We start from the raw sequence: 26,388 nt of genomic DNA, 5'->3' as shown, positions 1-26,388 counted from the left end.
AACAGCGTCTATGGTTCTCTGGTTCGGTGTGTTTGTGTTTGGCCTGAAGACGAAGGAGTGTTGACTCATGCGCGACAAACCAGCGACCGGCGTGGTGCCCAGCCCCGCCGTGTTCATCAATGCACAAAGCGCGATGACCGGGCTGCGCGGCCGGGATCTGATCTCGACCCTGCGCAGCGTCGCGGCCCATGGCCTGCGCAACCCGATCCACAGCGCACGCCATGCCTTGAGGCTAGGAAGCCAGCTGGGCCGCGTCCTGCTCGGTGAGACCCTGCACCCGATCAACGCGCAGGACACCCGCTTCAGCGATCCGGCCTGGAGCCTCAATCCGTTCTACCGGCGCAGTCTTCAGGCCTATCTGAGCTGGCAGAAACAGGTCAAGAGCTGGATCGACGAGAGCAGCATGAGCGAAGACGACCGCGCCCGCGCGCAGTTCGCCTTCAGCCTGCTCAACGACGCCGTGGCGCCCTCCAACACCCTGCTCAATCCGCTGGCGGTCAAGGAGCTGTTCAACTCCGGCGGGCAGAGCCTGGTACGGGGCCTGGGCCACCTGATCGACGACCTGCTGCACAACGACGGCCTGCCGCGCCAAGTGTCGAAGCAGGCGTTCGAGATCGGCAAGACTGTCGCCACCACCACCGGCTCCGTGGTGTTTCGCAACGAGATGCTGGAGCTCATCCAGTACCGGCCGATGAGCGAGAAACAGTACGCCAAGCCGCTGCTGGTGGTGCCGCCGCAGATCAACAAGTACTACATCTTCGACCTGAGCCCGCACAACAGCTTCGTCCAGTTCGCCCTCAAGAACGGCCTGCAGACCTTCATGATCAGCTGGCGCAACCCGGACGTGCGCCACCGCGAATGGGGCCTGTCGACCTACGTCGAGGCGGTGGAGGAAGCGATGAACGTCTGCCGCTCGATCACCGGCGCCCGCGACGTCAACCTGATGGGCGCCTGCGCCGGCGGCCTCACCATCGCCGCGCTGCAAGGCCACCTGCAGGCCAAGCGGCAGCTGCGCCGGGTCTCCAGCGCCACTTACCTGGTGAGCCTGCTCGACAGCCAGTTCGACACGCCGGCGACGCTGTTCGCCGACGAGCAGACCCTCGAGGCGGCCAAGCGCCGTTCCTACCAGCGGGGCGTGCTCGACGGCCGCGACATGGCCAAGGTGTTCGCCTGGATGCGCCCCAACGACCTGATCTGGAACTACTTCGTCAACAACTACCTGTTGGGCAAGGCGCCGCCGCCGTTCGACATCCTCTACTGGAACAACGACAGCACCCGCCTGCCGGCGGCGTTCCACGGCGACCTGCTGGACTTCTTCAAGCACAACCCGCTGACCCACCCCGGCGGCCTGGAGGTGTGCGGCACGCCGATCGACCTGCAGAAGGTCACGGTCGACAGCTTCAGCGTGGCCGGCATGAACGACCACATCACACCGTGGGACGCGGTGTACCGCTCGACCCTGCTGCTGGGCGGCGAGCGGCGCTTCGTGCTGTCCAACAGCGGCCACGTGCAGAGCATCCTCAACCCGCCGGGCAACCCGAAGGCCAACTACGTCGAGAACGGCAAGCTGAGCGGCGACCCCCGCGCCTGGTACTACGACGCGAAAAAGGTCGACGGCAGCTGGTGGACGCAGTGGCTGGAGTGGATCCAGCAGCGCTCCGGCGCCCAGCGCGAGACCCAGATGACCCTCGGCAGCCCCGACTACCCAACGATGGAAGCGGCACCCGGCACCTACGTGCGCGTGCGCTGACGCCCCGAAACCTTTTAAGAAGACTGGATGAAAACCCGCGACCGGATTCTCGAATGTGCCCTGCAGCTGTTCAACGAAAAGGGCGAGCCGAACGTCTCCACCATGGAGGTTGCCAACGAGATGGGGATCAGCCCCGGCAACCTCTACTACCACTTCCACGGCAAGGAGCCGCTGATCCTCGGGCTGTTCGAACGCTTTCAGGGCGAACTGGCGCCGTTGCTCGACCCGCCCGCCGACGTCGAGCTGGCACCGGAGGACTACTGGCTGTTCCTGCACCTGATCGTCGAGCGCCTGGCGCTCTACCGGTTCCTGTTCCAGGACCTGTCGAACCTGTCCGGACGCCTGCCGAAGCTGGCCAAGGGCATCCGCAACCTGCTCAATGTCCTCAAGCGCACGCTGGCGTCCTTGCTGGCGCGCCTGAAGGCGCAGGGGCTGCTGGTCAGCGACACCCAGGCCCTGGGGCAACTGGTGGAGCAGATCACCCTGACCTTGCTGTTTTCCCTGGACTACCAGCGGATCCTCGACCGCGAGGGCGAGGTGCGGCTGGTGGTGTACCAGATCATGATGCTGGTGGCGCCGCACCTGCTGCCGCCGATCAAGGCGGCGACGGAGCGCTTCGCGCTGCAGTACCTCGAAGAGCACGAGTGACCATTGCATCTCCCTTGTGGGAGCGAGCCTGCTGGGGCCGGTGATGCCACATGACACTGTGGGAGCCAGCCTGCTGGCGATGGCGTCGGCAAGGGCGCTGCCGGGCAGGATCAAAAGGGTAAGGCAGCGTTCTGGATAGACAGGACCACAAACAAAAACACCCGGCCTTCACAGGCCGGGCGTTTTCTTGGGCCCTGAGGATCAGGACTGACTGGACGGCGCCGACGGGGTCGGTGCGGCAGTCGGGGTCACGGCGGATGCCGGAGCGGCGGCGGAGTTCGACGCGCTGACCGGAGCGGCCGGAGTCGCAGGCTTGGCGGCGGCCGGTTTCGGCGCTGCAGCTTTCGGTGCGGCCGGTTTTTTCACTGCCGGTTTCTTCGCGGCAGCCGGTTTGGCGGCTGGCTTGGCGGCAGCGGTTTTCGCCGCAGGTTTTGCGGCAGGCTTGGCAGCGGGTTTGGCCGCCGCTTTCGCAGCCGGTTTGGCCGCTGCGGTTTTCGCCGCAGGCTTGGCGGCCGGTTTGGCGGCAGCCTTGGCCAGTGGTTTGGCGGCAGGCTTCGCAGCCGGCTTGGCCGCTGCGGTCTTGGCCACAGGCTGGGTTTTCAGACCGGTGAGTTTCTCGATCTGCTTGGTCAGGGTCTCGACCTTGCTGTGCAGGGCCTTGACCTCATTGCGGCTCGGCACGCCCAGGCGCGAAATCGCGCTGTTCAGGCGCTTGTCGAAAGCCTCTTCCAGTTCGTCCCACTTGCCCAGCGCGCGGTCTTTCACGCCGCTGATGCGCGATTTTGCCGAGGAAGCGGAATCCTTGGCGGCGTCGACTTTCTTGCCGACCGCCGACTTGGTGAGCTTCTCGGCCTTTTCGCCGTCTTTGACCAGTGACTCGAAGAGCTTGCTGCCGTCAGTGTCGATCTTCGAGTACACGCCCAGGCCTGCCAGCCAGATCTTGCGGGAGTAGTCTTCGACCTTCCCGATCCACGAGCTGCCTTCTTTATCGGTGTTCTTTTTGCCAGCCATCCCGTTCTCCTTAAGATTTACGCGCGACGCGTTCGAGCAATGCCGTCAGCTCATCGAGCTTAGCAGAGAGTGCCTCAACGTCATGTTTAGACGGAATGCCGATGCGATTCAAGGCACTGGCGACGCGTGTGTCGAACGCCTTCTCGACCTTGTCGAGCTGCACTTCGACCCGGCCCTTGAAGGTGCTGACTTCGCCCTTGGCCTCATCGATCTCGGCGTTGGCCGCTTCGAGTTTTTCGGCGACGGCTTTTTTGCCTTTCTTTTCAACCGCTTGACCGGCCTTGATCAGCTCTTGAAAGTAGTCGCTGCCCTCTTGGCCGACCTTGGCGTAGGCACCCAGGCCTGCCAGCCAGATCTTGCGGGCATAGGATTTGACGTCGCTCAGAGCGGAAGTCGAAGCGTCGATTTTTTTCTTCAAAATGACTTTGGCCATGGTGCACCTCACGCGCAGAAGGTTTGAGGAACTGCCCGGACGAGTGTCGGGCTCAGGCACAAAGTAGGGAGAAAAATTAGAAACGGCACCCTAACAACTGACATAAAGCAGGTGAACGTGACACGGTACCTGTGGGAGCGGGCTTGCCCGCGAAGACCATGTTCCTGCCACAAGAAATCTTGCGGATGCACCGGCCTCTTCGCGGGCAAGCCCGCTCCCACAGGATTATCCGTTCACCGCAAAGGTCGGGATCAGGCCAGCGCCTTGTCCAGCGCCTTCTCGATCTCGGCCTTGATCATGCCGCTCATGGCCGACATCACCATGCCCAGCTCCACGTCGACGCGGATCGAATCCTCCGCCACATGCACCTCGCCCTTCACGCCGGAGCGCTTGAGGTTCAGGGTGTCCCCCGACCACTGCGGCTCCAGGCCGTATTGGTCGGAGAGTTTCTGCGCCAGCTTGTCGGCTTTCTCGCGGGCGGCGTCCTTGCCCAGGCTATGGGCACGTTCAACACTGATTCGGGCCATCGGATGACTCCTGATTGATGAAGGCTTGTCGGCAGATCCTGACCGCGGCTGCGGCAAATCGTCCCGAGGGTCGCCCATCTTACCTTGAGCCATTCCAAGACAAAGCATGGCTTGGGGATTAGAATGTCGCGCATTCTCTTTTGGTGACAGCGATATGACTGATCAGCGCAAAGGCAGCGATGCCGAACCCACCACCCACTTCGGCTTCAAGAACGTCCCGGAAAGCCAGAAGGCCGAAAAGGTCGCTGAGGTGTTCCACTCCGTGGCCGCCAAGTACGACCTGATGAACGACCTCCTGTCGGGCGGCATGCATCGCCTGTGGAAGCGCTTCGCGATCGAGCTGTCGGGCGTGCGCAGCGGCAACCGCGTGCTGGACATCGCCGGCGGCACCGGCGACCTGACCAAGAAGTTCTCGCACCTCGTCGGCCCGACCGGCCAGGTGGTGCTCGCCGACATCAACGAGTCCATGCTCAAGGTCGGCCGCGACCGCCTGCTGGACGTGGGCGTGTCGGGCAACGTCGAGTTCGTCCAGGCCGACGCCGAAAAGCTGCCGTTCCCGGACAACCACTTCGACTGCGTGACCATCGCCTTCGGCCTGCGCAACGTGACCCACAAGGAAGACGCCCTGCGCTCGATGCTGCGCGTGCTCAAGCCCGGCGGCCGCCTGCTGGTGCTGGAGTTCTCCAAGCCGACCAACGCACTGATGTCCAAGGCCTACGACGCCTACTCGTTCGCCTTCATGCCGCTGATGGGCAAGCTGATCACCAACGACGCGGAAAGCTACCGTTACCTGGCCGAGTCGATCCGCATGCACCCGGACCAGGAAACCCTGAAGTCGATGATGGTCGAGGCCGGCTTCGACCGCGTGACCTATCACAACATGACCTCGGGCATCGTCGCCCTGCACCGCGGCATCAAGCCCTGATGCTGCTGACCGGGCTGCTGGCCAGCGTCGAAACCGGCCTGAACCGGGTGCTGCGTCTCGACAGCACCGCGCTGCCGCGCCTGGCGCACCTGACCGGCAAAGTCATCGCCGTCGACTGCGCAAGCCCGGCGCTGCAACTGTTCATCCTGCCCAGCGACGAAGGCCTGATGCTGGCCTCGCGCTGGGAGACCGGCGTCGACTGCACCCTGCGTGCGCCGGCGTCGAGCCTGGTGAAGCTGGCCCTGAGCAAGGACAAGACCGCGGTGCTGCACGCGCCGGAGGTCGAGCTCGACGGCGACAGCGGCGTGCTGCTGGAACTGGCGGGCATCCTGCAGGACCTGGAGCTGGACTGGGAGTACGAACTCTCGCGCTGGCTCGGCCCCGTCGCCACGCAACTGGTCGGTGGCCACCTGCGCAGCCGTGCCCGCTGGTACCGGCAAGGCTTCGCCAGCCTCAACCAGAACCTCGCCGAATACCTGGCCGAAGAATCGCGCACCCTCGTCGGGCAGCGCGAAGCCGAAGCCCGGTTCCGCGAACTGGACCGGATCAAGCTTGATCTGGAACGTCTCGAGGCGCGTTTCGAGCGCCTTTCCCGATCCCTCGACCCAAGCGATAACGCATGAAGCTGCTTGCCGTCCGCCGTCTGTTGCGCATCCAGCGCGTCGTGATCCGCTACCGACTCGATGACCTGCTGTTCGAACTCCCGTTGCCGTGGTTCCTGCTGGGCCTGCGCTATGTGCTGCCGTGGCGCTGGTTCCCGCGCAAGCCGCTGGCGCTGAGCCGGGGCGCGCGCCTGCGCCTGGCGCTGCAGGACCTGGGGCCGATCTTCATCAAGTTCGGGCAGATCCTCTCGACCCGCCGCGACCTGCTGCCGGAAGACATCGCCGACGAACTGATGCTGCTGCAGGACCGGGTGCCGCCGTTCGACTCGCAACTGTCGGTGCGGCTGATCGAAGAGCAGTTGGGCAAGAGGATCGACGAGGTGTTCAGCCGCTTCGACGTCGAGCCGCTGGCCTCCGCCTCGGTGGCGCAGGTGCATGCCGCCCAGCTCAAGACCGGCGAAGAGGTGGTGGTCAAGGTGATCCGTCCGGGCCTCAAGCCGGTGATCGCCCAGGATCTGGCGTGGCTGTTCATCCTCGCCCGCGCCGCCGAGAAGGTCTCGGCCGATGCCCGCCTGCTGCACCCGGTGGACGTGGTCAGCGACTACGAAAAGACCATCTACGACGAACTCGACCTGCTGCGCGAGGCGGCCAACGCCAGCCAGCTCAAGCGCAACTTCGACGGTTCGCCGCTGCTCTATGTGCCGCAGGTCTATTGGGACTGGTGCCGGCCGAAGGTGCTGGTGATGGAGCGCATCTACGGCATCCAGGTGACGGACCTGGCGACCCTGGCCGACCAGCGCACCGACATGAAGATGCTCGCCGAACGCGGCGTGGAGATCTTCTTCACCCAGGTGTTCCGCGACAGCTTCTTCCACGCCGACATGCACCCGGGCAACATCTTCGTCAGCACGGTCAACCCATGGAGCCCGCAGTACATCGCCATCGACTGCGGCATCGTCGGCAGCCTGACCCCGCAGGACCAGGACTACCTGGCCCGCAACCTGTTCGCCTTCTTCAAGCGCGACTACCGCCGCGTGGCGCAGCTGCACATCGATTCGGGCTGGGTGCCGGCGGAAACCAAGCTCAACGAATTCGAAGCGGCGATCCGCACCGTGTGCGAACCGATCTTCGAAAAACCGTTAAAAGATATTTCATTTGGCCAGGTGCTGATGCGCCTGTTCCAGACGGCGCGGCGCTTCAACATGGAAGTCCAGCCGCAACTGGTGCTGCTGCAGAAGACCCTGCTGAACATCGAAGGCCTGGGTCGTCAGCTGTATCCGGAGCTGGATCTGTGGAACACCGCCCAGCCGTTCCTCGAACGCTGGATGCGCGAGCGCGTGAGCCCCAAGGCCTTGATCGGCAACGTGCAGAGCCAGTTCGAACAGCTGCCGCACCTGGCCAACATGGCCCGCGACCTGCTCGAGCGCCTGTCCCAGCCCCACGCCAGCGACCCGCCGCCGCCCTGGAAAAAGCGCAAGGACGACTGGTTCCTGCGCCTGCTCGGCAGCGCCCACCTGGCGGGCGGCACGATCCTCGCCGCCGGCGGTCCGCTGCACGAACTGGGGCACTGGCCCGCCGGGATCATGGTGGCAGTGGGCTTGTATCTGGTCGTTCGCCGATAGCCAGTTCCGCGATCGGCTGGCACACTGTTCGAACGCCTGAACCCGACCAATGAAGCGTGGGGTTCGCTGTCGGAGTCGAAGATGAAAAACTGGCTGGACGAGATCAAGTGGGACGCCGATGGCCTGGTGCCGGCGATCGCCCAGGATCACAAGACCGGACGCGTGCTGATGATGGCCTGGATGAACCGCGAGGCGCTCGAGCTGACCGCCGCGGAAAACCGTGCAATCTACTGGTCACGTTCCCGTGGCAAGCTGTGGCGCAAGGGAGAGGAGTCCGGCCATGTGCAGACCCTGCACGAGATGCGCCTGGACTGCGACGCCGACGTGATCATCCTGATGGTCGAGCAGATCGGCGACATCGCCTGCCATACCGGCCGTCAGAGCTGCTTCTACCGCGTCTTCGAGAACGGCGACTGGAAAACGGTCGACCCGGTCCTGAAAGACCCGCACGCCATCTATTCCGCCGCAGGACACACACATGAGTGACACCCTGACCCGCCTCGCCCAGGTGCTCGAAGAGCGCAAGGGCGCGGCCGCCGACACCTCGTATGTCGCCAGCCTGTACCACAAGGGCCTGAACAAGATTCTGGAGAAGGTCGGCGAAGAGTCGGTGGAGACCATCATCGCCGCCAAGGACGCCGCCGTCAGCGGCGACTGCAGCGACGTGATCTACGAGACCGCCGACCTGTGGTTCCACAGCCTGGTCATGCTCGCCCAGCTCGGGCAGCATCCGCAGGCCGTGCTGGATGAGCTGGACCGTCGCTTCGGCCTGTCCGGACACGCCGAGAAAGCCTCGCGTCCGTCCGCCTGAAAACCAATTAGAGAGGAGCTGCAAGATGGGCATTTTTGACTGGAAACACTGGATCGTCATTCTGGTGGTCGTGGTGCTGGTGTTCGGCACCAAGAAACTGAAGAACCTGGGCACCGACGTCGGCGAATCGATCAAGGGCTTTCGCAAGGCCATGAACGACGACGAGAAACCGGCCGACCCGGGCGCCGCGCCTGCCCAACCGGTGCCGCCGGTGCAGCCGCAAGCCACCGCCCAGGCCAACCCGCCGCACACCATCGACGTGCAGGCGCAGAAGGTCGAAGAGCCGATCCGCAAAGACGTGTGAGCACTGACTAATGTTTGGTATCAGCTTCTCTGAACTGCTGCTCGTCGGCCTCGTCGCCCTGCTGGTGCTGGGCCCCGAGCGCCTGCCGGGCGCTGCGCGCACCGCCGGCCTGTGGGTCGGGCGCCTGAAGCGCAGCTTCAACGCGATCAAACAGGAAGTTGAACGTGAGATCGGTGCCGACGAGATCCGTCGGCAACTGCACAACGAGCACATCCTGTCCCTGGAGCAGGAGGCTCGCAAGATCCTCACGCCGGTCCAGCAGGAACCGACGCCGGTCGAGCACGTGGGCGGGCAGACGATCCACAGCCCTGCAGCGCCGACACCTGCGGCCCCCGCGCCAGCGCCAGCCGAACCCGCGCCCGCCGCCGCAGCGGCCCCGGCCGAACCCGTTGCCCCAGTTGCCGCGCCGACCGCGCCGGCCCCTCATGACCCGACATTGCCACCGCGAGCCCCATGAGCGATCTCCCCGAAAACGACCAGCACATGCCGCTGGTTTCGCACCTCACCGAGTTGCGCACCCGTCTGCTGCGTTGCGTCGCGGCGATCTTCATCATCTTCGCCGGGCTGTTCGCCTTCACCCAGCAGATCTACACCTTCGTCTCGACGCCGCTGCGCCAGTACCTGCCGGCCGGCGCGACGATGATCGCCACCGACGTGTCGTCGCCGTTCCTGACGCCCCTGAAGCTGACGATGATGGTCTCGCTGTTCCTGGCGATCCCGGTGATCCTGCACCAGATCTGGGGCTTCATCGCGCCGGGCCTGTACAAGCATGAGAAACGCGTCGCGGTGCCGCTGCTGATCTCCAGCATCCTGCTGTTCTACACCGGCATGGCGTTCGCCTACTTCTTCGTGTTCCCGCTGATCTTCAAGTTCTTCGCCTCGGCCACCCCGGCCGGCGTCGAGATGATGACCGACATCACCAGCTACCTCGACTTCGTCATGACGCTGTTCTTCGCCTTCGGCGTGGCGTTCGAGATCCCGGTGGCCGTGGTGCTGCTGGTGTGGATCGGCGTGGTCGACGTCAAGTACCTGAAGAAGATCCGCCCGTACGTGATCATCGGCTGCTTCGTGGTCGGCATGATCCTCACCCCGCCGGACATCTTCTCCCAGACCCTGTTGGCCGTGCCGATGTGGATGCTGTTCGAGGTCGGCATCCTGTTCGGCAGCCTGGTGAGCAAGCGCGAACGCCCGGACGAGACCGCCGACGACCACAACGACCAGCCGCCAGCGACCCAGCCATGAACCTGCTGCTGCTCGAAGAGGCCGATTTCATTGCGGCCGACCGCGTCGTGCTGCGCGACCGCCGCCTGACCCACATGCAGGAGGTCCACCGTTCGGAAGTCGGCGACAGCCTGCGGGTGGGGCGCATCGGCGGGCTGATGGGCTCGGCGCAGGTGCTGCGCCTGGACGCCAATGAGGCGGAGCTGCAGATCAGCCTCGACCAGCCGCCGCCGGCCAAGCTGCCGCTGACCCTGGTGCTGGCCCTGCCCCGGCCGAAGATGCTGCGCCGGGTGTTCCAGACCGTGGCGACCATGGGCGTGCCCAAGGTGATCCTGGTCAACAGCTACCGGGTCGAGAAAAGCTTCTGGCAGACCCCGTTCCTGGAACCCGACGCGATCCGCGAACAATTGATCCTGGGCCTCGAACAGGCCCGGGACACCGTGTTGCCGCAGGTCATCATCGAAAAGCGCTTCAAGCCGTTCGTCGAGGATCGGCTACCGGCGATCGCCGACGGCACCCTCGGCCTGGTGGGCCATCCAGGCGATTTCCCGCCCTGCCCCCGCGCGCTCAGCGAGCCGGTCACCCTGGCCATCGGCCCGGAAGGCGGCTGGATCCCCTACGAAATCGACCTGCTGAACAAGGCCGGGCTGCAACCGGTGCAGCTGGGCGACCGCATCCTGCGGGTCGAAACCGCCGTCACCGCCCTGCTCGCCCGGCTGTTCTGACGGCCGCAAACCGCTCAAGCCCGTGGTGAGGGAACAAGCGCCCTCACCCCAGGATCCCTCGCTGCGGACAAATCGCGTTACAGAATGCCATCACGCCGCCGATACACTCTCCACAAGTCCAATTAGTGGTCCGAGGGGAGTCGTCGCATGTACCGTTGGTTAGCCGAGAATCTTGGAAACGTCAGCGTCAAACGCAAGCTGGGCATCGGCTTCGGCCTGGTGCTGCTGCTGACCTTGCTGATCACCGTGACCGGCTGGACCGGCATGAGCGGCATCATCAGCCGGGGCGACAAGCTCGGCTTCATCTCCAGCCTGAACGAGCTGACCAAGGACCTGCGCCTGGCCCGCCTGGACTATGAGATGCGCCGCGGCGAACAAGGCCCCGGCGCCGTCAACGACCTGCTCGGCAAGCTCGACAGCGGCCTGCAGACCGCCCGCGGACTGATCGAGCAACCGGCCGACGTGGCGATGATCGACCAGCAGCTGGCCGCCGTGGCCGAGTACAAGCGCGCCTTCGCCGACATGACCCAAGCCACCGCCCTGCGCGAAGACGCCCGCGGCAAGCTCGGCGCCACCGCCGACAACGCCGTGGCCCGGGTGGCCGAAGTCGAGAAATCGATGCTGCAGGGCGACAGCGTCGCCCAATTCAACGCGGTGATCGAGCTCAGCAAGCTGATCCAGCAGGCGCGCTTCCAGGTGCGCGGCTACACCTACAGCGGCAAGGCCGAAGCCGAGCAGCCGGCATTGGACGCCATCGACAACGCCCTGAAGAACCTCGAAAGCCTGCCGGCCAAACTGCCGGAACAGCACATCGCCAACCTGCAGCAGGCCACCGAATCGCTCAAGGCCTACCGCGCGGCGGTCAGCCAGTTCCGCGACTCCCAGGTGGCCAGCGCCAAGGCGCTGGCGCGCATGGCGGCCCAGGGCGACATCCTGCTCGACGTCAGCAAGAAGCTCACCGAGTCGCAGACCCTCGTGCGCGACACCGACGCCGCCGCCGCCAAGAACCAACTGCTGATCGCCACCCTGCTGGCCGTGGCCTTCGGCCTGCTGGCCGCCTGGGCGATCACCCGACAGATCATCATTCCACTGAACCAGACCCTCAAGGTCGCCGAGCGCGTGGCCGCCGGCGACCTCACCCATAACCTGGTGTCCCAGCGCCGCGACGAACTGGGCCAACTGCAGCGCTCGATGCAGAGCATGAACCAGGGCCTGCGCGAACTGATCGGCGGCATCAGCGACGGCGTCACCCAGATCGCCAGCGCCGCCGAAGAACTGTCGGCCGTGACTGAGCAGACCAGCGCCGGGGTGAACAATCAAAAGGTCGAGACCGACCAGGTGGCCACCGCCATGAACGAAATGGCCGCCACCGTGCAGGAAGTCGCGCGCAACGCAGAGGAAGCCTCCGAGGCCGCCGTGGCCGCTGATCAGCAGGCCCGCGAAGGCGACAAGGTGGTCGGCGAGGCCATCGCCCAGATCGAGCGCCTGGCCGCCGAGGTGGGGCATTCCACCGAGGCCATGGGCGAGCTCAAGCGCGAAAGCGACAAGATCGGCAGCGTGCTCGACGTGATCAAGTCCGTGGCCCAGCAGACCAACCTGCTGGCCCTCAACGCCGCCATCGAAGCGGCCCGCGCCGGCGAGGCCGGCCGCGGCTTCGCGGTGGTGGCGGACGAAGTGCGCAGCCTGGCCCAGCGCACCCAGAAATCCACCGAAGAGATCGAAGAGCTGATCGTCGGCCTGCAGAACGGCACCCAGCAAGTGGCGACGATCATGGACAACAGCCGCACCCTGACCGACAGCAGCGTGGAACTGACCCGCCGCGCCGGCGGCTCGCTGGACAGCATCACCCGCACCGTGTCGGCGATCCAGGCGATGAACCAGCAGATCGCGGCGGCGGCCGAGCAGCAGAGCGCCGTGGCCGAAGAGATCAACCGCAGCGTGCTGAACGTGCGGGACGTGTCGGACCAGACCTCGGCGGCCAGCGAAGAGACGGCGGCCTCCAGCGTCGAGCTGGCGCGCCTGGGCACCCACCTGCAGACGCTGGTGGGGCGGTTCAAGGTTTGAGCTGATGCATAGACCTCGGTTCACTGCGGACCGAGGTGATGCCATCGCTGGCAAGCCAGCTCCCACAGTGACCGAGTTGAACACAGACTTTATAGTCGACCGAAAACCTGTGGGAGCTGGCATGCCAGCGATGGCGTCCAAGAGGACGCCGCCGCTAGAGCACCTGACGCAGGAAGGCCTGCGCCCGCGGATCCTCCCACAGTGACCGAGTTGAACACAGACTTTATGGTCGACCGAAAACCTGTGGGAGCTGGCTTGCCAGCGATGGCGTCCGAAAGGACGCCGCCGTTAGAGGACTTGACGCAGGAAGGCCTGCGCCCGCGGATCCTTCGGCGCCGCGAAGAACTGCTCCGGCGAAGCGTCCTCCAGCAGCTTGCCGTGATCGAAGAACAGCACGCGATCCGCCACTTCCCGGGCGAAGCCCATTTCGTGGGTGACGCAGACCATGGTCATGCCCTCCACGGCCAGGTTTTTCATCACATCCAGCACTTCGCCGACCATTTCCGGGTCGAGGGCCGAGGTCGGCTCGTCGAACAGCATCACCTTCGGATCCATCGCCAGCGCCCGGGCGATGGCCACGCGCTGCTGCTGGCCGCCGGACAGGCGCGACGGGTACTCGCGGGCCTTCTGCGCGATGCCGACCTTCTCCAGCAGCGCCAGGGCCTTGGCCTCGCTTTCTTTCTGCCCGCGCTTGCGCACGATCTTCTGCGCCAGGCACAGGTTCTCCAGCACGGTCATGTGCGGGAACAGGTTGAAATGCTGGAACACCATGCCGACTTCGCGGCGGTAGGCGTTGATGTCGGTCTTGGGGTCGGCCAGTTGCAGGCCGTCGATGCTCACCGAGCCTGAGTCGAACTGCTCCAGGCCGTTGAGGCAGCGCAGGAAGGTCGACTTGCCCGAACCGGACGGGCCGATCACCACCAGCACTTCGCCCTTGGCGACGGCGGTGCTGACGTTGTCCACCGCACGCACCACCTGGCCGCGGGTGTCGAAGACTTTTACCAGATCGCGGACTTCAATCACTTTGCGCGAGCCTCCGCTCGAGCCGGCTGGCGATTTTCGACAGCGGCAGGTTGATCAACAGGTACAGGCCGGCGACGCAGAACAGGATCTCGAACGGCGAGAACGAAGTGGTGATGACTTCCCGGCCGCTCTTGAGCAGTTCGGTGATGGCGATCACCGACACCAGCGAGGTGTCCTTCACCAGGCTGATGAACTGCCCGGCCAGCGGCGGCAGCACGCGCTTGAACGCCTGCGGCAGCACCACATGGCGCATCGACTGGCCGGCGCTCAGGCCCAGCGAGCGGGCGGCCTCGTTCTGGCCGCGGGCGATCGACTGCACGCCGGAGCGGATGATCTCGGCCACGTAGGCGCCGGTGAACAGCGACAACGCGGCGATCCCGGCGAACTCCCGGGACAGGTTCATCACCGTGCCGATGAAGAAGTAGAAGATGAAGATCTGCACCAGCAGCGGCGTGCCGCGCACCAGCTCGACGTAGATCGTCGAAAGGTCGCGCAGGGTCGGGTTGTTCGAGAGGCGGCACAGCCCCGTCGCCAGGCCGATCAGCAGGCCCAGCACGCCGGACACCACCGACAGCCACAGCGTCGTCCAAAGCCCCCACAGCAGCGGCCCTGCTGCCCAATGGCGGGTGACGCCCACCACGTCGCCTTCGGCGACATCATCGCCCTGGGCGAACTGCAGGCTGTTCTCGTCGACGGTCAGGCGCTGCTCGTCACCGGCGTCGTTGCGCAGGGTGACCTCGGCGCTGCCGCCCTTGCGCACCAGTTCGCTGACGGTGGAGATGTCGGCGGCACGGTGGGTTTCCTCGGCCTGATAGGCGAAGTACTGCGGCACGCGGTTCCAGCGCCACTCGTAGGACATCAGCGACGTCGCGTAGTACAGCGCACCGGCCAGGCCGATCAGCACCAGCACGGTCAGGATGTGCCAGGGCCATTGGGCTTTTTTCTGTTTCATTGGATTTGCAGGTTCCGAAATCTGTGTCGCTTGGGAGGCCGCTATCGCGGGCAAGCCCGCTCCCACAGGGAATTGGGTGAACACAAATGTTGTGTTCGACGCGAAACCTGTGGGAGCGGGCTTGCCCGCGATCGGAGCGACTCGGCCTTAATGACCCGTCGCCATCAGAACGGGCTTATTCCATGTCCTTGAGCCACTCGGTGCTCTTGAACCACTTGTCATGGATGCGATCGTAGGTGCCGTCTTCGTGGATCTGGTGCAGGAAGTTGTTGATGAAGTTGATGCTGTCGTAGTCGCCCTTCTTCAGGCCGAAGGCCAGCGGCTCGTAGGTGAACGGCTTGTCGAGGAACACCAGCTTGCCGGCGCCGACCTTGTTCACCGCCACCACGTTGTACGGCGCGTCGTAGATGAAGGCGTCGGCCTTGCCGTTGACCACGTCGAGCACGGCTTCCTGCTCGTTGTCGTAGCCGTGGTACTTGGCCTTGGCGATCAGTTTCTTGGCCACCAGCTCGCCGGTGGTGCCGAGCTTGGAGGTGATGCGGTAGTCGGCGGTGTTCAGGTCCTTGTAGGACTTGACGGTGCCTTCCAGCTCCTTGCGGATCAGCAGGGTCTGGCCGACCACGATGAACGGTTCGCTGAAGTTCAGGCGCAGGTTGCGTTCCTGGGTCAGGGTCATGCCGCTGCCGATCATGTCGAACTTGTCGGTCATCAGCGCCGGGATGATCCCGTCGTAGCCGGTGGACACCAGCTCCAGCTTGACGCCCATGGCCTTGGTCATGGCCTTGAGGATGTCGACTTCGAAGCCGATGATCTCGCCGCGCTTGTTGGTCATCTCGAACGGCATGTAGGTCGGGTCCATGCCGACCTTCAACGAACCGCGCTTGACCGCGTCGTCGATGGCGCCGGCCTGCGCCGCATTGACCGCAACCAGTGCCGTGACGCCGACCAGCAGCATCGACAGATACTTCTTCATCTTCAAGTCCCCAAAACCATTGCATGTGCGGCGCGAAAACGACAGAAGCAGGCAAGAACGCCCGGGCGCGCCAATTCGGGGACGGATGCTAACGCACTCGCTCGATTGCACAAGGGTTAATGGACGATTTGTTTAACAATCGACAGCGGTTTCCCACCGCGCCCTGAAGGACAGGCGGGCAGCGCAAACAAAAAAGCCCCGCCAGGAGGCGGGGCTTTCGTCAGGCCGGCTGGGCCTGCAGGCTGACCGGCGGCCGCAACGGCAGCAACGGCGCGTGCGGGTCGGCTTTCACCGACGCCCGCCAGGCGTCCAGCCAGTCGCCCAGGCCTTCGCTCCAGACCTGCTCGTGCAGGCGGGCCAGGGCCACCGGGTCGCTCAGCAGTTGCAGGCGGTCGTGGTTGTTCAGCCCGGCGGGGCCGACCTTGACCGCATGGCGCACGCGCTCCTGGCGCAGCCACTCGATCGGCTCGGCCTGACCGTGACGGGACGTCGCCAGCGAGCACGCCAGGGCGTTCTGCTGCGGGTCGACCACGGCGCGGACGAAACCGTCGTTCAGCGCATGCCAGCGGTTCTCGTGGGTGTACTGGTCGGTGGCCAGCAGCGCCTGCGGCGGATTGTATTCCTCAGGGATGAGGAACAGGCTCTCGTCGCGGGACTTGAGGCCCAGGCCCACGCGGCTGGAGATCACCGACACCGGGATCGACAGCATCAGGGAACCGACGATCGGCACCAGCCACCACAGGAAGCTCGGGTTCAGCCAGATCACCAGCAGCGCCCAGAAGAAGCCCAGCAGCGTCTGCGGGCCGTGGCGCTTGACCGCTTCGCTCCACGGCGTGGAGTCGTCGTCACGCTGCGGCGAGTTCCAGGTCGCGGCCCAGCCCAGGAACGCGGCGAGGACGAAGCGGGTGTGGAAGATCATCCGCACCGGCGCCAGCAGCATGGAGAACAGCATCTCCAGCAGCATCGACACGGTCACCTTGAACTTGCCGCCGAACTCTTTCGCGCCCTTGGCCCAGATCAGGATGATGCTCAGGAGCTTGGGCAGAAACAGCAGCACGATGGTGGTCGAGAACAGGGCGATGGCCTTGTCCGGGTGCCACTGCGGCCACAGCGGGTAGAGCTGGCGCGGTTCGAGGAAGTACTGCGGCTCCATCAGCGTGTTCACCGCCAGCAGCGCGGTGGACAGCACCAGGAAGAAGAACCACAGCGGCGCCGACAGGTACGACATCACGCCGGTGAGGAACACCGCGCGGTGCACCGGGTGCATGCCCTTGACCAGGAACAGGCGGAAGTTCATCAGGTTGCCGTGGCACCAGCGACGGTCGCGCTTGAGCTCGTCGAGCAGGTTCGGCGGCAGCTCTTCGTAGCTGCCCGGCAGGTCGTAGGCGATCCACACGCCCCAGCCGGCCCGGCGCATCAGCGCCGCTTCGACGAAGTCGTGGGACAGGATCGCACCGGAGAACGCGCCCTTGCCCGGCAACGGCGCCAGGGCGCAGTGGTCGATGAACGGCTTCATCCGGATGATCGCGTTGTGGCCCCAGTAGTGGGATTCGCCCAACTGCCAGAAGTGCAGGCCGGCGGTGAACAGCGGGCCGTACACGCGGGTGGCGAACTGCTGCATGCGCGCATAGAGGGTGTCCATGCCCGAAGCCCGCGGCGCGGTCTGGATGATCCCGGCGTCCGGCGTGGCTTCCATCAGACGCACCAGGCTGGTCAGGCACTCGCCGCTCATCACCGAGTCGGCGTCCAGCACGACCATGTACTTGTAGTCGCCGCCCCAGCGACGGCAGAAGTCGTCGAGGTTGCCGCTCTTGCGCTTCACGCGGCGACGGCGGCGGCGGTAGAAGATTTTGCCGAAGCCTTTGGCTTCGCGGCAGACGTCCAGCCAGGCCTGCTGCTCGGCCACGCAGATGTCGGTGTCGTTGCTGTCGCTGAGGACGAAGAAGTCGAAGCGGTCCAGATCACCGGTGGCGGCGACCGACTCGAACGTCGCCCGCAGGCCGGCGAACACCCGCGGCACGTCTTCGTTGCAGATCGGCATCACCAGTGCGGTGCGGGCGTCCTTGGGAATCGGCTCGTTGCCGGCGCTCTTGCCGGAGATCCGGTACTTGTCGTGACCGGTGAGCAGTTCCAGGAAGCCCATCAGCGCGGTCCAGAAACCGGCCGACACCCAGCAGAACAGGATCCCGAACATGATCAGGATGCTGGTCTGCAGCGCATACGGCAGCACTTGCGTGGCGGTCTGCAGCAGCGGCTGGTGCAGGACCTCTTCCAGGTCGACGAACGACCAGCCCTGGTACGGCATGATGCCTTTCATGTACCAGCCGGCGACGACGGTCTGGCCCAGCATCAGCAGCAGCAGGATGTAGCGGCGGATCGACCCGACGGTGCGCCAGCGGGCCGCCGGCAGCACGTTCTGGTCCTTCGGCGGCTGCGGCGGGTTGGTGCGCCCGGTCAGGCGCCGCCAGCCGCGCACCAGGATGTTGGTGCGCCATGGCTCCGGCACGACCTTGGTGCGCCGGATCGGCGGCGCGGCCTTGAGGCAGACGCGGCCGCTGGCGTCGAGCGCCAGCATTTCCGCGTCCTGCAGCTCTTCGGCGGTGCTCAGGGCCAGGCGCTGGCCCACCGAAGCCTGGGCGGCTTCGGCAGGGGCACCGAACGTGCTGGAGGACAGGCGTTCATGCAGTTCGCTGAAGGACCGGCAGCCCGCGAGTTCCGCGCGCTGCTCGTCGGTCATCGGCAGATGCGCCAGATACTCGGACAGAGTTTCCGGCTGTACTTGAGAGTTACTCATCGGCAGGCAACTGATAGCTCCAGGTCTCGGTCAGGACTTCTTCAGTCGGGGCCGATTCCGGTGTGGCTGGGGCCGCTTCGGCAGCCGCTGGCTGCTTGGCGTCTTTGTTGGCCTTTTCCTTGGCATCTGCCGCAGGCTTGGCGTCGGCTTGTTTAGCCTCCGCTGCCTTGGCTTCCTTGTCGGCTTTTTCCTGTTGCTTGGCGGCGACCTTGTCGGCCTTGGCGACGGACGAGTTCGACGCCGGCACCGAAGTCTTGGCCAGGTCCGCCGGCACCACGTGCTGCACCAGGGCGGCACGCATCTCGGTGGACTTGCTTGCGTCCTTGATCTTCAGGCGCAGGGTCAGGCGCCAGCCCTTGGTCTCAGGGTTGTAGCGCACGCTGTTCTCGACCAGTTCGGCGTTGTCGCCGACGCTGACCTGGCTGCGCACGTCCGCGTCCGGCGACAGCGCCGACAGGGACGGGCCTTCGAAGTCCACCAGGTAGGCGACGCTGCCGTCCGGCTGACGGATCAGGTTGGACTGCTTCACGTCGCCGGTGGAACGCAGGGTCTGGTTGACCCAGGCGCTGTCCGGCGCGTGCAGCGCGGCTTCGTCGATGGTCCAGTGCATGCGGTAGGCGAAGTCCAGCGGCTGGCCTGGCTCCGGCATCTTCTCCGGGCTCCAGAACGCAACGATGTTGTCGTTGGTCTCGTCGGCGGTCGGAATCTCCACCAGGTCGACGGTGCCCTTGCCCCACTCGCCCTTCGGCTCGATCCAGGCGCTCGGGCGCTTGTCGTAGCGGTCGTCGAGGTCTTCGTAGTGGCTGAAGTCGCGGCCACGCTGCAGCAGGCCGAAACCGCGCGGGTTCTCGACGCTGAAATTGCTCACGGCCAGGTGTTTCGGGTTGTTCAGCGGACGCCAGATCCACTCGCCGTTGCCGGCGTGGATCGACAGGCCGCTGGAGTCGTGCAGCTCGCGACGGTAGTTGAGCACCTTCGACGGCTGGTTGGCGCCGAACAGGAACATGCTGGTCAGCGGCGCGATGCCGAGCTTGCCGACCTTGTCGCGCAGGAACATCTGCGCCTTGACGTCGACGATGGTGTCGCTGCCCGGACGCAGGATCAGGCGGTAGGCGCCGGTGGCGCGCGGCGAGTCCAGCAGGGCGAAGATCACCAGGTGCTTGTCGCCCGGCTTCGGTTGCTGGATCCAGAACTCGCGAAAGCGCGGGAACTCTTCGCCCGACGGCAGGGCGGTGTCGATGGCCAGGCCACGGGCCGACAGGCCGTAGGTGTGGCCCTTACCGACGACGCGGAAGTAGCTCGCGCCCAGCATGGTCATGATTTCGTCTTGCTTGTCGGCCTTGTTGATCGGGTACAGCACGCGGAAGCCGGCATAGCCCAGCTGCTCGGTGGCCTTCGGATCGAACTGCAGGTCGCCGAAATCGAAGCGGGACGGGTCGTACTTGATCTCTTCGACGGTGTTCGCGGTGATTTCGTTGATTTTCACCGGCGTATCGAAGTGCATGCCCTGATGGTAGAAGGACAGCTTGAACGGCGTCTTCTGGTCGGCCCACTCAGCCTTTTCGGTGCGGAAACGGATCTTCTGGTAGTCCGCGAACTTCATTTCGCGGAACTCGGTCGGCAGGTTGCTGCGCGGGGCTTCGAACTTCTGCCCGGCCAGCTCTTTAGCCTTGGCGGACACATCGTCCAGATTGAACGCCCAAAGCTGGCCGGCGCTGAGCAGGCACAGGAGCGCCGAGCCCGCTACCAGCGCGCTTCGCATGCGTTTGGCAGACATTCTTGCTGCATTACAGGGACTAACAATCACGAGCAACCCTCGCCGAAAACAGATCAAAAAACCAACGGCCAGCTATCTATGTGCCAGGTTGGCGAGCATTGTTCCGACTCCGCTGGGGCAAAATGATTCCCCAATCGGATCCGTCCAAGTCTCTACCTAAGTCAAAATGGATCAACGAACGCTGATCCCCATAGCGCGCGATTATCTAGTAGCCCGAGTGACAACGCATCAGGGGCAACAAAGTATTTATCGCGAAAATTCCCTGTTTTCAGTCGAAAAGCCCTTGAAATGATGTTTCAAGGGCTTTCATGTCTGTAACAGAAACGTCACCGGGCCATCGTTGACCAGGTGCACCTGCATATCCGCGCCGAATCTACCTGATGCCACAGTGCCATGCACCTGTTTCGCTTTGCCCAATAGATAGTCGAACAGCTCCTCGCCCAGGGCCGGAGGGGCCGCGGTCGAGAAACTCGGGCGCAACCCGCTTCGGGTGTCGGCGGCGAGGGTGAACTGAGAGACCAGCAGCAGCCCGCCGCCCACATCCGCCAAGGACAGGTTCATCTTGCCCTCGGCGTCACTGAATACCCGATAGTTAAGCAGCTTATGCAGAAGTTTGTCGGCGCTGGCCCGCGTGTCGTCGGGTTCGACCGCCACCAGCACCAGCAGCCCCTGGTCGATCGAGCCGACCGTCTCCCCCGCCACGTCGACCCGCGCGCCTTTCACGCGCTGCAGCAGCCCCTTCATGCTTCTTCGGGCGGCAGGTCGAGCAGGCGGCGCGCCATCTTGCTCGCGGCACGCACCAGCGCATCGGTGATGCCCGGTTCCGACGCGGCGTGGCCGGCGTCGCGGATCACCTGCAGTTCGCTGTTCGGCCAGGCCTGGTGCAGTTCCCAGGCGTTGTCCAGCGGGCAGATCACGTCGTAGCGGCCATGGATGATCACGCCCGGCAGGTGGGCGATCTTGCCCATGTCGCGGATCAGCTGGTTCGGTTCGAGGAAGGCGTTGTTGGTGAAGTAATGGCATTCGATCCGGGCGATGGACAGCGCGCGCTGCGGCTCGGAGAAGCGGTCGACCACCAGCGGGTTCGGCCGCAGGGTCGCGGTGCGCCCTTCCCAGATCGACCAGGCCTTGGCGGCGTGCATCTGGGCGATCTGGTCGTTGCCGGTCAGGCGCTTGTGGAAGGCGCCGAGCAGGTCGTCGCGCTCCTCCGGCGGGATCGGCGCGATGTAGTCCTGCCAGTAGTCGGGGAACAGGCGGCTGGCGCCGGCCTGGTAGAACCACTCGATCTCCTGCGGACGGCAGAGGAAGATCCCGCGCAGGATCAGCCCGTGCACCCGCTCCGGATGGGTCTGGGCGTAGGCCAGCGCCAGGGTCGAGCCCCAGGAGCCGCCGAACAGCACCCACTTGTCGATGCCCAGGTGCTTGCGGATGCGCTCCAGGTCCTCGACCAGATCCCAGGTGGTGTTGTTCTCCAGGCTGGCGTGGGGGGTGGAGCGTCCGCAGCCGCGCTGGTCGAAGGTGACGATGCGGTACAGGTTCGGGTCGAAGTAGCGGCGGCTCTGGGCGTCGCAACCGGCGCCGGGGCCGCCGTGGATGAACACCACCGGCAGGCCTTCGGGCGAGCCGCTTTCATCGACGTACAGCGTGTGGGTTCCATCGACGGCCAGATCGTGCCGGGCATGGGGTTTGATCTGCGGAAACAAAGTCTGCATTGCGCGCTCCGTAAGGGGTCGAGGTCATCCCTGGGGGGACTTCTATTATTCTGCCGTCCGGCATCATAAACCCGATTCACGTCAATGAGCATGCCCGCTCGCAGTCACAATTTGTCAGCCATGAACCTCAGCAGGCTGTCGTACAGACGGTCCACCTCGGGCACCCGTCCACGGCCGCGCAGGCAACCGTGCACCAGCCCTTCGCCATAGTAGAGGTCGGCCTCGCCGCCGTCAGCGGCCAGCCGCTCGGCGTAGCGCACGCCATCGTCGCGCAGCGGATCGAACTCGGCCACGGCGATCCAGGCCGGCGGCAAGCGGCCGAGGTCCTGCGCCAGCAGCGGCATGGCGTAAGCGTCGGGTTGACGGCTGCCGCGCAGGTACAGCGTGTGGTAGCAATCGACGTCGCTGGCTGTGAGCAGCGGCGCATCGGCGCATTCGCTGCGCGACGGCAACCGGTCATCGCCGCCGAGCCCCGGATAGATCAGCACCTGGGCCACCGGCAGCGGCTCGCCGGCATCGCGCAGGGCCAGGCACAACGCGGCGGCGAGGTTGCCGCCGGCGCTGTCGCCGGCCACCAGCAGGCGCTGCGGATCCAGTGCCAGCCCGGCACCGCGCAAGCCGCGCCAGACGCTCAGGCAATCGTCGAACCCGGCGGGGAACGGATGCTCCGGCGCCAACCGGTAGTCCACCGCCACCACCCTCGCTTCCAGCTGCATCGCCAGTTCGAAGCAGATGAAGTCGTGGGAATCCAGGCCGCCGACCACCCACCCGCCGCCGTGCAGGTACAGCACGCACGGCCAGCCCTCAGCCGGCGGCGCGCGGGGCGGCAGGTAGGACCTGACCGGCACGCCGTTCAGCGTAAAGTCCTCCACCGCCAGCCCTTGCGGACGGGACGGGGTGAACGCCCGGCACATGCTGTCGTAGGCCTTGCGCAGTCCGGTCAGGCTGGAGTCCTCTGCGGTATGGCTCAGGGTTTCGGCGACGAATGCGGCCATTTCGGCGGAAAGCGGATAGGGAACCATGTCATTTCGATCCGACGGCGTCAGTTGGGAGTGGCGAGGCAGCTTGCTCCCTCGCCACAAGGCAGTGTCACTGCTTCAGGCTGGCCTGCACCGTGGCCACGCCGTCCTTGCCGTCGAAGCTGCTGACCCCCGCCAGCCAGCGCTGCAAGTCCTCGGGATGTTCGCGCAGCCACTTCTTCGCCACTTCCTGGGGTGTCTTGCGCTCCATGATCGGCACCATCAACTGGCTTTCCTGAGCGGCGGTGAAGGTCAGGTTCTCCAGCAGCCGGTAGACGTTGGGGCACCGCTCGGCGTAGTCCGGGGCCGTCACGCTCGACACGGTCGCGGCGCCTTCGTTGGGGCCGTAGACGTCTTCGCTGCCGGTCAGGTAGGTGATCTTCATGTTGATGTTCATCGGGTGCGGGGTCCAGCCGACGAACACCACGAATTCCTTGCGGTTCACCGCCCGCTGCACGGCGGCGAGCATGCCGGCCTCGCCGGACTCGACGATCTTGAAGTCCTTCAGGCCGAAGCGGTCGGTGTCGATCATGGTCTTGATCGTGGTGTTGGCGCCGCTGCCGGGTTCGATGCCGTAGATCTTGCCGCCCAACCGGTCCTTGAATTTGGCGATGTCGGCGAAGGTCCTGAGGCCCGCCTCGGCGACGTAGTCCGGCACCGCCAGGGTGGCCTGGGCATCGGCCAGGCTCGGCTTGTCCATGACCTTGACCTGTTTGGCCGCCAGGAACGGCGCGATGTTGTTGTCCATCGCCGGTTTCCAGTACCCCAGGAAGATGTCGAGGCGTTTGTCGCGGATGCCCGCGAAGATGATCTGCTGCACGGCGCTGGTCTGCTTGCTTTCGTAGCCCAGGCCGTTGAGCAGCACGTCGGCCATGCCGCTGGTGGCGATCACGTCGGTCCAGTTGACCACGCCCATGCGCACGGTTTTGCAGGAGGGGTCGTCATTGGCCAGGACAGGGGCGCTGAGCAGGGCACTGCTCGCGAGGATTAACGCACAACGAGTGAACAGTCTTTTCATGGGGTCGTCTCGTGCGGCAGCGGTTTTATTGTCGGATCGGTGTCTTCATGCACCGTGGCCGAAACATTACGCAGCAGACGGGACGCAAAAGCGACCTGTGGCGACCGGGATTTGCACTGGGGCGACTGTCTTGGGGGGCCTGGTCGGACGCCATCGCCAGCAGGCTGGCTCCCACAGGGATCCCGCCGAACCCTGTAGGCGCGAGCCTGCTCGCGAAAGCGGTGTGTCATTCAACCAGGATGTCGTCTGACACAGCAGGCTCGCTCCCACAAGGATTTGGATCAGCCGTCAAGCGGCGTAACGGCCCTGCGCCCAGCCCAGCAGGCCTTGCAGCAGCTCCTTGAGCACCCCTCGCGTCGGCTCCGCCAGGTCGGCGCGGTAGCGGAACGGTTCGAACTCTTCCATGTAGGTGCACTGGCCCAGCTCCAGCTGCACGGCGTGGATGTGCTCGTCCGGGTTGCCGTAGTGACGGGTGATGTGACCGCCCTTGAAGCGACCGTTGAGCACATGGCTGTAGTCGCCGTGGCGGGCGCAGATGGCTTCCAGCTGGGTGGCCAGCTGCGGATCGCAACTGGCGCCGTTGAAGGTGCCGAGGTTGAAGTCCGGCAACTTGCCGTCGAACAGGTGCGGGATCACCGAGCGGATCGAGTGTGCGTCGAACAGCAGCGCGTAGCCGAACTCGGCCTTCAGCCGCGCCAGCTCTTGCTGCAGGGTGCGGTGGTACGGCGTCCAGATCTGTTCCAGATAGGTCGCACGCTCCGCTTTCGAAGGCTCCAGCCCTTCCTGGAACAACGGGATGCCGTCGAACAGGGTGGCCGGGTACAGACCGGTGGTCGCCCCCGCATACAGCGGCTTGTCGTCGGACGGCCGGTTGAGGTCGATGACGAACCGCGAATACTCGGCAGCCAACGTGCTCGCACCCAGTTCCTGGGCGAAGTCGTACAGCTGCGGGATGTGCCAGTCGGTGTCCGGCAGGCTTTTCGCCGCCGGGATCAGCCCGGCCTCGACCGCCGGCGTCAGGCGCACGCCGGCGTGGGGCATGCTGATCAGCAGCGGCACGCGGCCTTGTTTGAAGTTCAGAACCTTATCCACAACCGCTCTCCTACAGGCTTGATTCGACGCCGTGACGCACGACGCGTTTGTCCAGTTCGCCGCCCAGCCAGTAGGCCAGGTCCGCCGGCCGGTCGATCTGCCAGGCGACGAAATCCGCGACCTTGCCGACTTCCAGCGAGCCGTGGGTGGCGGCCATGCCCAGTGCCTGGGCCGCATGGATCGTCGCACCGGCCAGGGCCTCTTCCGGGGTCATGCGGAAACAGGTGCAGGCCATGTTCAGCATCAGGCGCAGCGACAGCGCCGGCGAGGTGCCGGGGTTGAGGTCGCTGGCGACGGCGATCTTCACCTTGTGCTTGCGCAGGGCATCCATCGGCGGCAACTGGGTTTCGCGCAGGAAGTAGAACGCTCCCGGCAGCAATACCGCGACCGTGTCGGCTTCGGCCATGGCGATGGCGTCCTCTTCGGTCATGAATTCCAGGTGATCGGCGGACAGGGCGCGGTAGCGCGCCGCCAGGCTGGAGCCGTGCAGCGACGACAGCTGTTCGGCGTGCAGCTTCACCGGCAGGCCGAGTTTTTGCGCGACGACGAAGACCCGTTCGACTTGCTCCGGCGAGAAGGCCAGGTATTCGCAGAACGCGTCCACGGCGTCCACCAGCCCTTCGGCCGCCAGCGCCGGCAGCATCTCGGCGCAGATGTGATCGATGTAGGCGTCGGCACGGTCGGCGTATTCCGGCGGCAACGCATGGGCGGCCAAGCAGGTGCTGCGCACGCTGACCGGCAGCTCGTCGGCCAGGCGCCGGATGACCCTCAGGATCTTGCGCTCGCTGGCCAGGTCCAGGCCGTAGCCGGACTTCATTTCGACCGTAGTCACGCCGTCGCGCATCAGGCTGCGCAGACGCTTGGCGGCGCTGGCGAACAGTTCGTCCTCGGACGCCTCGCGAGTGGCGCGCACAGTGCTGGCGATGCCGCCGCCCTGGGCGGCGATCTCGGCGTAGCTGACGCCTTGCAGGCGCTTCTCGAACTCGCCGCTGCGGTTGCCGCCGAACACGGTGTGGGTGTGGCAGTCGATCAGGCCGGGGGTGACCCACGCGCCCTGCAAGTCGTTGACCGCCGGGTATTCGCCCGCCGGCAATTGATGGCGCGGGCCGATCCACTCGATGAGCGCACCGGACGTCACAATGGCCGCGTCCTCGATGATCGAGTAGGCGCCCTGCGCCATGGTCGCGACGTGGCAGTGTTGCCAGAGGGTTTTCATCCCAAGTCCTCGTCTTGTTCAAAATCGTTTCGCTGGCAAGCCAGCTCCCACAGGGGACTGCGCAGAACCTGTGGGAGCTGGCTTGCCAGCGATGAGGCCCTTACAGGCTCGGCAGCAGTTTGGCAGGCACCAACGCGCTCAGGCACCGCGACGCCAGCAGCCCGGTCGC

The 26,388-nt window shown here is 65.2% G+C and carries 26 protein-coding genes and 1 pseudogene; 13 read left to right on the top strand and 14 right to left on the bottom strand.

Going from position 1 to position 26,388, the window contains the following annotated elements:
• Positions 1-67: 67 nt before the first annotated feature.
• Positions 68-1,750 carry a class II poly(R)-hydroxyalkanoic acid synthase gene (gene phaC / locus CAG41_RS22615; RefSeq protein ID WP_085631067.1) on the top strand — a complete coding sequence of 561 codons (1,683 nt, stop codon included), beginning with the start codon at positions 68-70 and terminating at the stop codon, positions 1,748-1,750.
• Between the two features lie 27 nt (positions 1,751-1,777).
• Positions 1,778-2,398 (top strand): TetR/AcrR family transcriptional regulator, encoded by a 621-nt coding sequence (locus CAG41_RS22610; RefSeq protein ID WP_085585453.1) that lies wholly within the window; start codon positions 1,778-1,780, stop codon positions 2,396-2,398.
• Between the two features lie 201 nt (positions 2,399-2,599).
• Here CAG41_RS22610 and CAG41_RS22605 read toward each other — a convergent pair whose 3' ends face one another.
• The 3 genes from CAG41_RS22605 to CAG41_RS22595 all read right to left on the bottom strand — a co-directional run bounded on the left by CAG41_RS22605 (position 2,600) and on the right by CAG41_RS22595 (position 4,369).
• Positions 2,600-3,409, bottom strand: coding sequence for a phasin family protein (locus CAG41_RS22605; RefSeq protein ID WP_085585455.1), 810 nt, complete (start codon positions 3,407-3,409; stop codon positions 2,600-2,602).
• 10 nt (positions 3,410-3,419) lie between these two features.
• Positions 3,420-3,842: a phasin family protein gene (locus CAG41_RS22600; RefSeq protein WP_085585457.1), complete on the bottom strand. Its 423-nt coding sequence runs from the start codon at positions 3,840-3,842 to the stop codon at positions 3,420-3,422.
• Between the two features lie 251 nt (positions 3,843-4,093).
• Positions 4,094-4,369 (bottom strand): polyhydroxyalkanoic acid system family protein, encoded by a 276-nt coding sequence (locus CAG41_RS22595; RefSeq protein WP_085585459.1) that lies wholly within the window; start codon positions 4,367-4,369, stop codon positions 4,094-4,096.
• 154 nt (positions 4,370-4,523) lie between these two features.
• Here CAG41_RS22595 and ubiE point away from each other — a divergent pair, with 154 nt between their 5' ends.
• The 11 genes and pseudogenes from ubiE (at position 4,524) to CAG41_RS29255 (ending at position 12,643) form a co-directional block, all read left to right on the top strand.
• A complete protein-coding gene (gene ubiE / locus CAG41_RS22590; RefSeq protein WP_085585461.1) occupies positions 4,524-5,294 on the top strand; it encodes a bifunctional demethylmenaquinone methyltransferase/2-methoxy-6-polyprenyl-1,4-benzoquinol methylase UbiE in 771 nt (256 codons plus the stop codon).
• Positions 5,294-5,917 (top strand): SCP2 domain-containing protein, encoded by a 624-nt coding sequence (locus CAG41_RS22585; RefSeq protein WP_085585463.1) that lies wholly within the window; start codon positions 5,294-5,296, stop codon positions 5,915-5,917. Before ubiE ends, CAG41_RS22585 begins: the two co-directional genes overlap by 1 nt.
• Positions 5,914-7,518, top strand: a complete 1,605-nt coding sequence (gene ubiB, locus CAG41_RS22580; RefSeq protein ID WP_085631068.1) for a ubiquinone biosynthesis regulatory protein kinase UbiB — start codon at positions 5,914-5,916, stop codon at positions 7,516-7,518. The genes CAG41_RS22585 and ubiB overlap by 4 nt, the downstream gene beginning before the upstream one ends.
• Before the next feature lie 81 nt (positions 7,519-7,599).
• Positions 7,600-8,004, top strand: a complete 405-nt coding sequence (hisI, locus tag CAG41_RS22575) for a phosphoribosyl-AMP cyclohydrolase (protein WP_085585467.1) — start codon at positions 7,600-7,602, stop codon at positions 8,002-8,004.
• Positions 7,997-8,329, top strand: coding sequence for a phosphoribosyl-ATP diphosphatase (locus CAG41_RS22570; RefSeq protein WP_085585469.1), 333 nt, complete (start codon positions 7,997-7,999; stop codon positions 8,327-8,329). Before hisI ends, CAG41_RS22570 begins: the two co-directional genes overlap by 8 nt.
• A gap of 25 nt (positions 8,330-8,354) precedes the next feature.
• Entirely contained in the window at positions 8,355-8,633 is a 279-nt protein-coding gene (locus tag CAG41_RS22565) for a twin-arginine translocase TatA/TatE family subunit (RefSeq protein WP_085585471.1), read from the top strand.
• Positions 8,634-8,643: 10 nt separating this feature from the next.
• Positions 8,644-9,090, top strand: a complete 447-nt coding sequence (tatB, locus tag CAG41_RS22560) for a Sec-independent protein translocase protein TatB (protein WP_085631070.1) — start codon at positions 8,644-8,646, stop codon at positions 9,088-9,090.
• On the top strand, positions 9,087-9,875 hold the full coding sequence (tatC, locus tag CAG41_RS22555; protein WP_085585475.1) for a twin-arginine translocase subunit TatC: 789 nt from the start codon (positions 9,087-9,089) through the stop codon (positions 9,873-9,875). Before tatB ends, tatC begins: the two co-directional genes overlap by 4 nt.
• Positions 9,872-10,579 (top strand): 16S rRNA (uracil(1498)-N(3))-methyltransferase, encoded by a 708-nt coding sequence (locus tag CAG41_RS22550; RefSeq protein ID WP_085695048.1) that lies wholly within the window; start codon positions 9,872-9,874, stop codon positions 10,577-10,579. Before tatC ends, CAG41_RS22550 begins: the two co-directional genes overlap by 4 nt.
• 147 nt (positions 10,580-10,726) lie before the next feature.
• A pseudogene (locus CAG41_RS29260) lies at positions 10,727-11,728 on the top strand (methyl-accepting chemotaxis protein); the annotation flags it as partial.
• Positions 11,729-11,770: 42 nt separating this feature from the next.
• The gene (locus CAG41_RS29255) at positions 11,771-12,643 is read left to right on the top strand and encodes a methyl-accepting chemotaxis protein (protein ID WP_371857106.1); all 873 of its coding nucleotides are present in this window, start codon (positions 11,771-11,773) and stop codon (positions 12,641-12,643) included.
• Positions 12,644-12,931: 288 nt separating this feature from the next.
• Here the strand turns inward: CAG41_RS29255 and CAG41_RS22540 are convergent, their stop codons facing one another.
• From CAG41_RS22540 to hutI, 11 genes are all read right to left on the bottom strand, one after another.
• On the bottom strand, positions 12,932-13,666 hold the full coding sequence (locus CAG41_RS22540; protein ID WP_085585481.1) for an amino acid ABC transporter ATP-binding protein: 735 nt from the start codon (positions 13,664-13,666) through the stop codon (positions 12,932-12,934).
• Entirely contained in the window at positions 13,659-14,618 is a 960-nt protein-coding gene (locus tag CAG41_RS22535; RefSeq protein ID WP_085585483.1) for an amino acid ABC transporter permease, read from the bottom strand. Before CAG41_RS22535 ends, CAG41_RS22540 begins: the two co-directional genes overlap by 8 nt.
• Positions 14,619-14,793: 175 nt before the next feature.
• Positions 14,794-15,591, bottom strand: a complete 798-nt coding sequence (locus tag CAG41_RS22530) for a transporter substrate-binding domain-containing protein (protein WP_085585485.1) — start codon at positions 15,589-15,591, stop codon at positions 14,794-14,796.
• A gap of 220 nt (positions 15,592-15,811) precedes the next feature.
• Positions 15,812-18,385, bottom strand: coding sequence for a glucans biosynthesis glucosyltransferase MdoH (mdoH, locus tag CAG41_RS22525; protein WP_085631077.1), 2,574 nt, complete (start codon positions 18,383-18,385; stop codon positions 15,812-15,814).
• Positions 18,378-20,162 carry a glucan biosynthesis protein G gene (locus CAG41_RS22520; RefSeq protein ID WP_371856121.1) on the bottom strand — a complete coding sequence of 595 codons (1,785 nt, stop codon included), beginning with the start codon at positions 20,160-20,162 and terminating at the stop codon, positions 18,378-18,380. Before CAG41_RS22520 ends, mdoH begins: the two co-directional genes overlap by 8 nt.
• Before the next feature lie 306 nt (positions 20,163-20,468).
• Positions 20,469-20,906: a D-aminoacyl-tRNA deacylase gene (gene dtd / locus CAG41_RS22515; RefSeq protein WP_085585489.1), complete on the bottom strand. Its 438-nt coding sequence runs from the start codon at positions 20,904-20,906 to the stop codon at positions 20,469-20,471.
• Positions 20,903-21,874: a prolyl aminopeptidase gene (gene pip / locus CAG41_RS22510; RefSeq protein ID WP_085585491.1), complete on the bottom strand. Its 972-nt coding sequence runs from the start codon at positions 21,872-21,874 to the stop codon at positions 20,903-20,905. The genes dtd and pip overlap by 4 nt, the downstream gene beginning before the upstream one ends.
• 104 nt (positions 21,875-21,978) lie before the next feature.
• Positions 21,979-22,896, bottom strand: coding sequence for an alpha/beta hydrolase (locus CAG41_RS22505; RefSeq protein ID WP_085707493.1), 918 nt, complete (start codon positions 22,894-22,896; stop codon positions 21,979-21,981).
• Between the two features lie 67 nt (positions 22,897-22,963).
• A complete protein-coding gene (locus CAG41_RS22500; RefSeq protein WP_085585495.1) occupies positions 22,964-23,911 on the bottom strand; it encodes a choline ABC transporter substrate-binding protein in 948 nt (315 codons plus the stop codon).
• A 288-nt stretch (positions 23,912-24,199) separates the two neighbouring features.
• Positions 24,200-25,003: an N-formylglutamate deformylase gene (gene hutG / locus CAG41_RS22495; RefSeq protein ID WP_085707492.1), complete on the bottom strand. Its 804-nt coding sequence runs from the start codon at positions 25,001-25,003 to the stop codon at positions 24,200-24,202.
• A 10-nt stretch (positions 25,004-25,013) separates the two neighbouring features.
• On the bottom strand, positions 25,014-26,219 hold the full coding sequence (gene hutI / locus CAG41_RS22490; RefSeq protein WP_085631085.1) for an imidazolonepropionase: 1,206 nt from the start codon (positions 26,217-26,219) through the stop codon (positions 25,014-25,016).
• Positions 26,220-26,388: the final 169 nt, after the last annotated feature.

The sequence above is a fragment of the Pseudomonas sp. B35(2017) genome, from assembly GCF_002113645.1.
Lineage (GTDB): Bacteria > Pseudomonadota > Gammaproteobacteria > Pseudomonadales > Pseudomonadaceae > Aquipseudomonas > Aquipseudomonas ekonensis.
Note: the sequence above shows the minus strand (reverse complement) of the source record. Positions and strands in the feature narration are given on the sequence as shown.

Bases quoted from the DNA above. Each gene is read 5' to 3' on its own strand.
- phaC (WP_085631067.1), top strand. From the start codon at position 68: ATGCGCGACAAACCAGCGACCGGCGTGGTGCCCAGCCCCGCCGTGTTC.
- CAG41_RS22610 (WP_085585453.1), top strand. From the start codon at position 1,778: ATGAAAACCCGCGACCGGATTCTCGAATGTGCCCTGCAGCTGTTCAAC.
- CAG41_RS22605 (WP_085585455.1), bottom strand. From the start codon at position 3,409: ATGGCTGGCAAAAAGAACACCGATAAAGAAGGCAGCTCGTGGATCGGG.
- CAG41_RS22600 (WP_085585457.1), bottom strand. From the start codon at position 3,842: ATGGCCAAAGTCATTTTGAAGAAAAAAATCGACGCTTCGACTTCCGCT.
- CAG41_RS22595 (WP_085585459.1), bottom strand. From the start codon at position 4,369: ATGGCCCGAATCAGTGTTGAACGTGCCCATAGCCTGGGCAAGGACGCC.
- ubiE (WP_085585461.1), top strand. From the start codon at position 4,524: ATGACTGATCAGCGCAAAGGCAGCGATGCCGAACCCACCACCCACTTC.
- CAG41_RS22585 (WP_085585463.1), top strand. From the start codon at position 5,294: ATGCTGCTGACCGGGCTGCTGGCCAGCGTCGAAACCGGCCTGAACCGG.
- ubiB (WP_085631068.1), top strand. From the start codon at position 5,914: ATGAAGCTGCTTGCCGTCCGCCGTCTGTTGCGCATCCAGCGCGTCGTG.
- hisI (WP_085585467.1), top strand. From the start codon at position 7,600: ATGAAAAACTGGCTGGACGAGATCAAGTGGGACGCCGATGGCCTGGTG.
- CAG41_RS22570 (WP_085585469.1), top strand. From the start codon at position 7,997: ATGAGTGACACCCTGACCCGCCTCGCCCAGGTGCTCGAAGAGCGCAAG.
- CAG41_RS22565 (WP_085585471.1), top strand. From the start codon at position 8,355: ATGGGCATTTTTGACTGGAAACACTGGATCGTCATTCTGGTGGTCGTG.
- tatB (WP_085631070.1), top strand. From the start codon at position 8,644: ATGTTTGGTATCAGCTTCTCTGAACTGCTGCTCGTCGGCCTCGTCGCC.
- tatC (WP_085585475.1), top strand. From the start codon at position 9,087: ATGAGCGATCTCCCCGAAAACGACCAGCACATGCCGCTGGTTTCGCAC.
- CAG41_RS22550 (WP_085695048.1), top strand. From the start codon at position 9,872: ATGAACCTGCTGCTGCTCGAAGAGGCCGATTTCATTGCGGCCGACCGC.
- CAG41_RS29255 (WP_371857106.1), top strand. From the start codon at position 11,771: ATGCAGAGCATGAACCAGGGCCTGCGCGAACTGATCGGCGGCATCAGC.
- CAG41_RS22535 (WP_085585483.1), bottom strand. From the start codon at position 14,618: ATGAAACAGAAAAAAGCCCAATGGCCCTGGCACATCCTGACCGTGCTG.
- CAG41_RS22530 (WP_085585485.1), bottom strand. From the start codon at position 15,591: ATGAAGAAGTATCTGTCGATGCTGCTGGTCGGCGTCACGGCACTGGTT.
- mdoH (WP_085631077.1), bottom strand. From the start codon at position 18,385: ATGAGTAACTCTCAAGTACAGCCGGAAACTCTGTCCGAGTATCTGGCG.
- CAG41_RS22520 (WP_371856121.1), bottom strand. From the start codon at position 20,162: ATGTCTGCCAAACGCATGCGAAGCGCGCTGGTAGCGGGCTCGGCGCTC.
- dtd (WP_085585489.1), bottom strand. From the start codon at position 20,906: ATGAAGGGGCTGCTGCAGCGCGTGAAAGGCGCGCGGGTCGACGTGGCG.
- pip (WP_085585491.1), bottom strand. From the start codon at position 21,874: ATGCAGACTTTGTTTCCGCAGATCAAACCCCATGCCCGGCACGATCTG.
- CAG41_RS22505 (WP_085707493.1), bottom strand. From the start codon at position 22,896: ATGGTTCCCTATCCGCTTTCCGCCGAAATGGCCGCATTCGTCGCCGAA.
- CAG41_RS22500 (WP_085585495.1), bottom strand. From the start codon at position 23,911: ATGAAAAGACTGTTCACTCGTTGTGCGTTAATCCTCGCGAGCAGTGCC.
- hutI (WP_085631085.1), bottom strand. From the start codon at position 26,219: ATGAAAACCCTCTGGCAACACTGCCACGTCGCGACCATGGCGCAGGGC.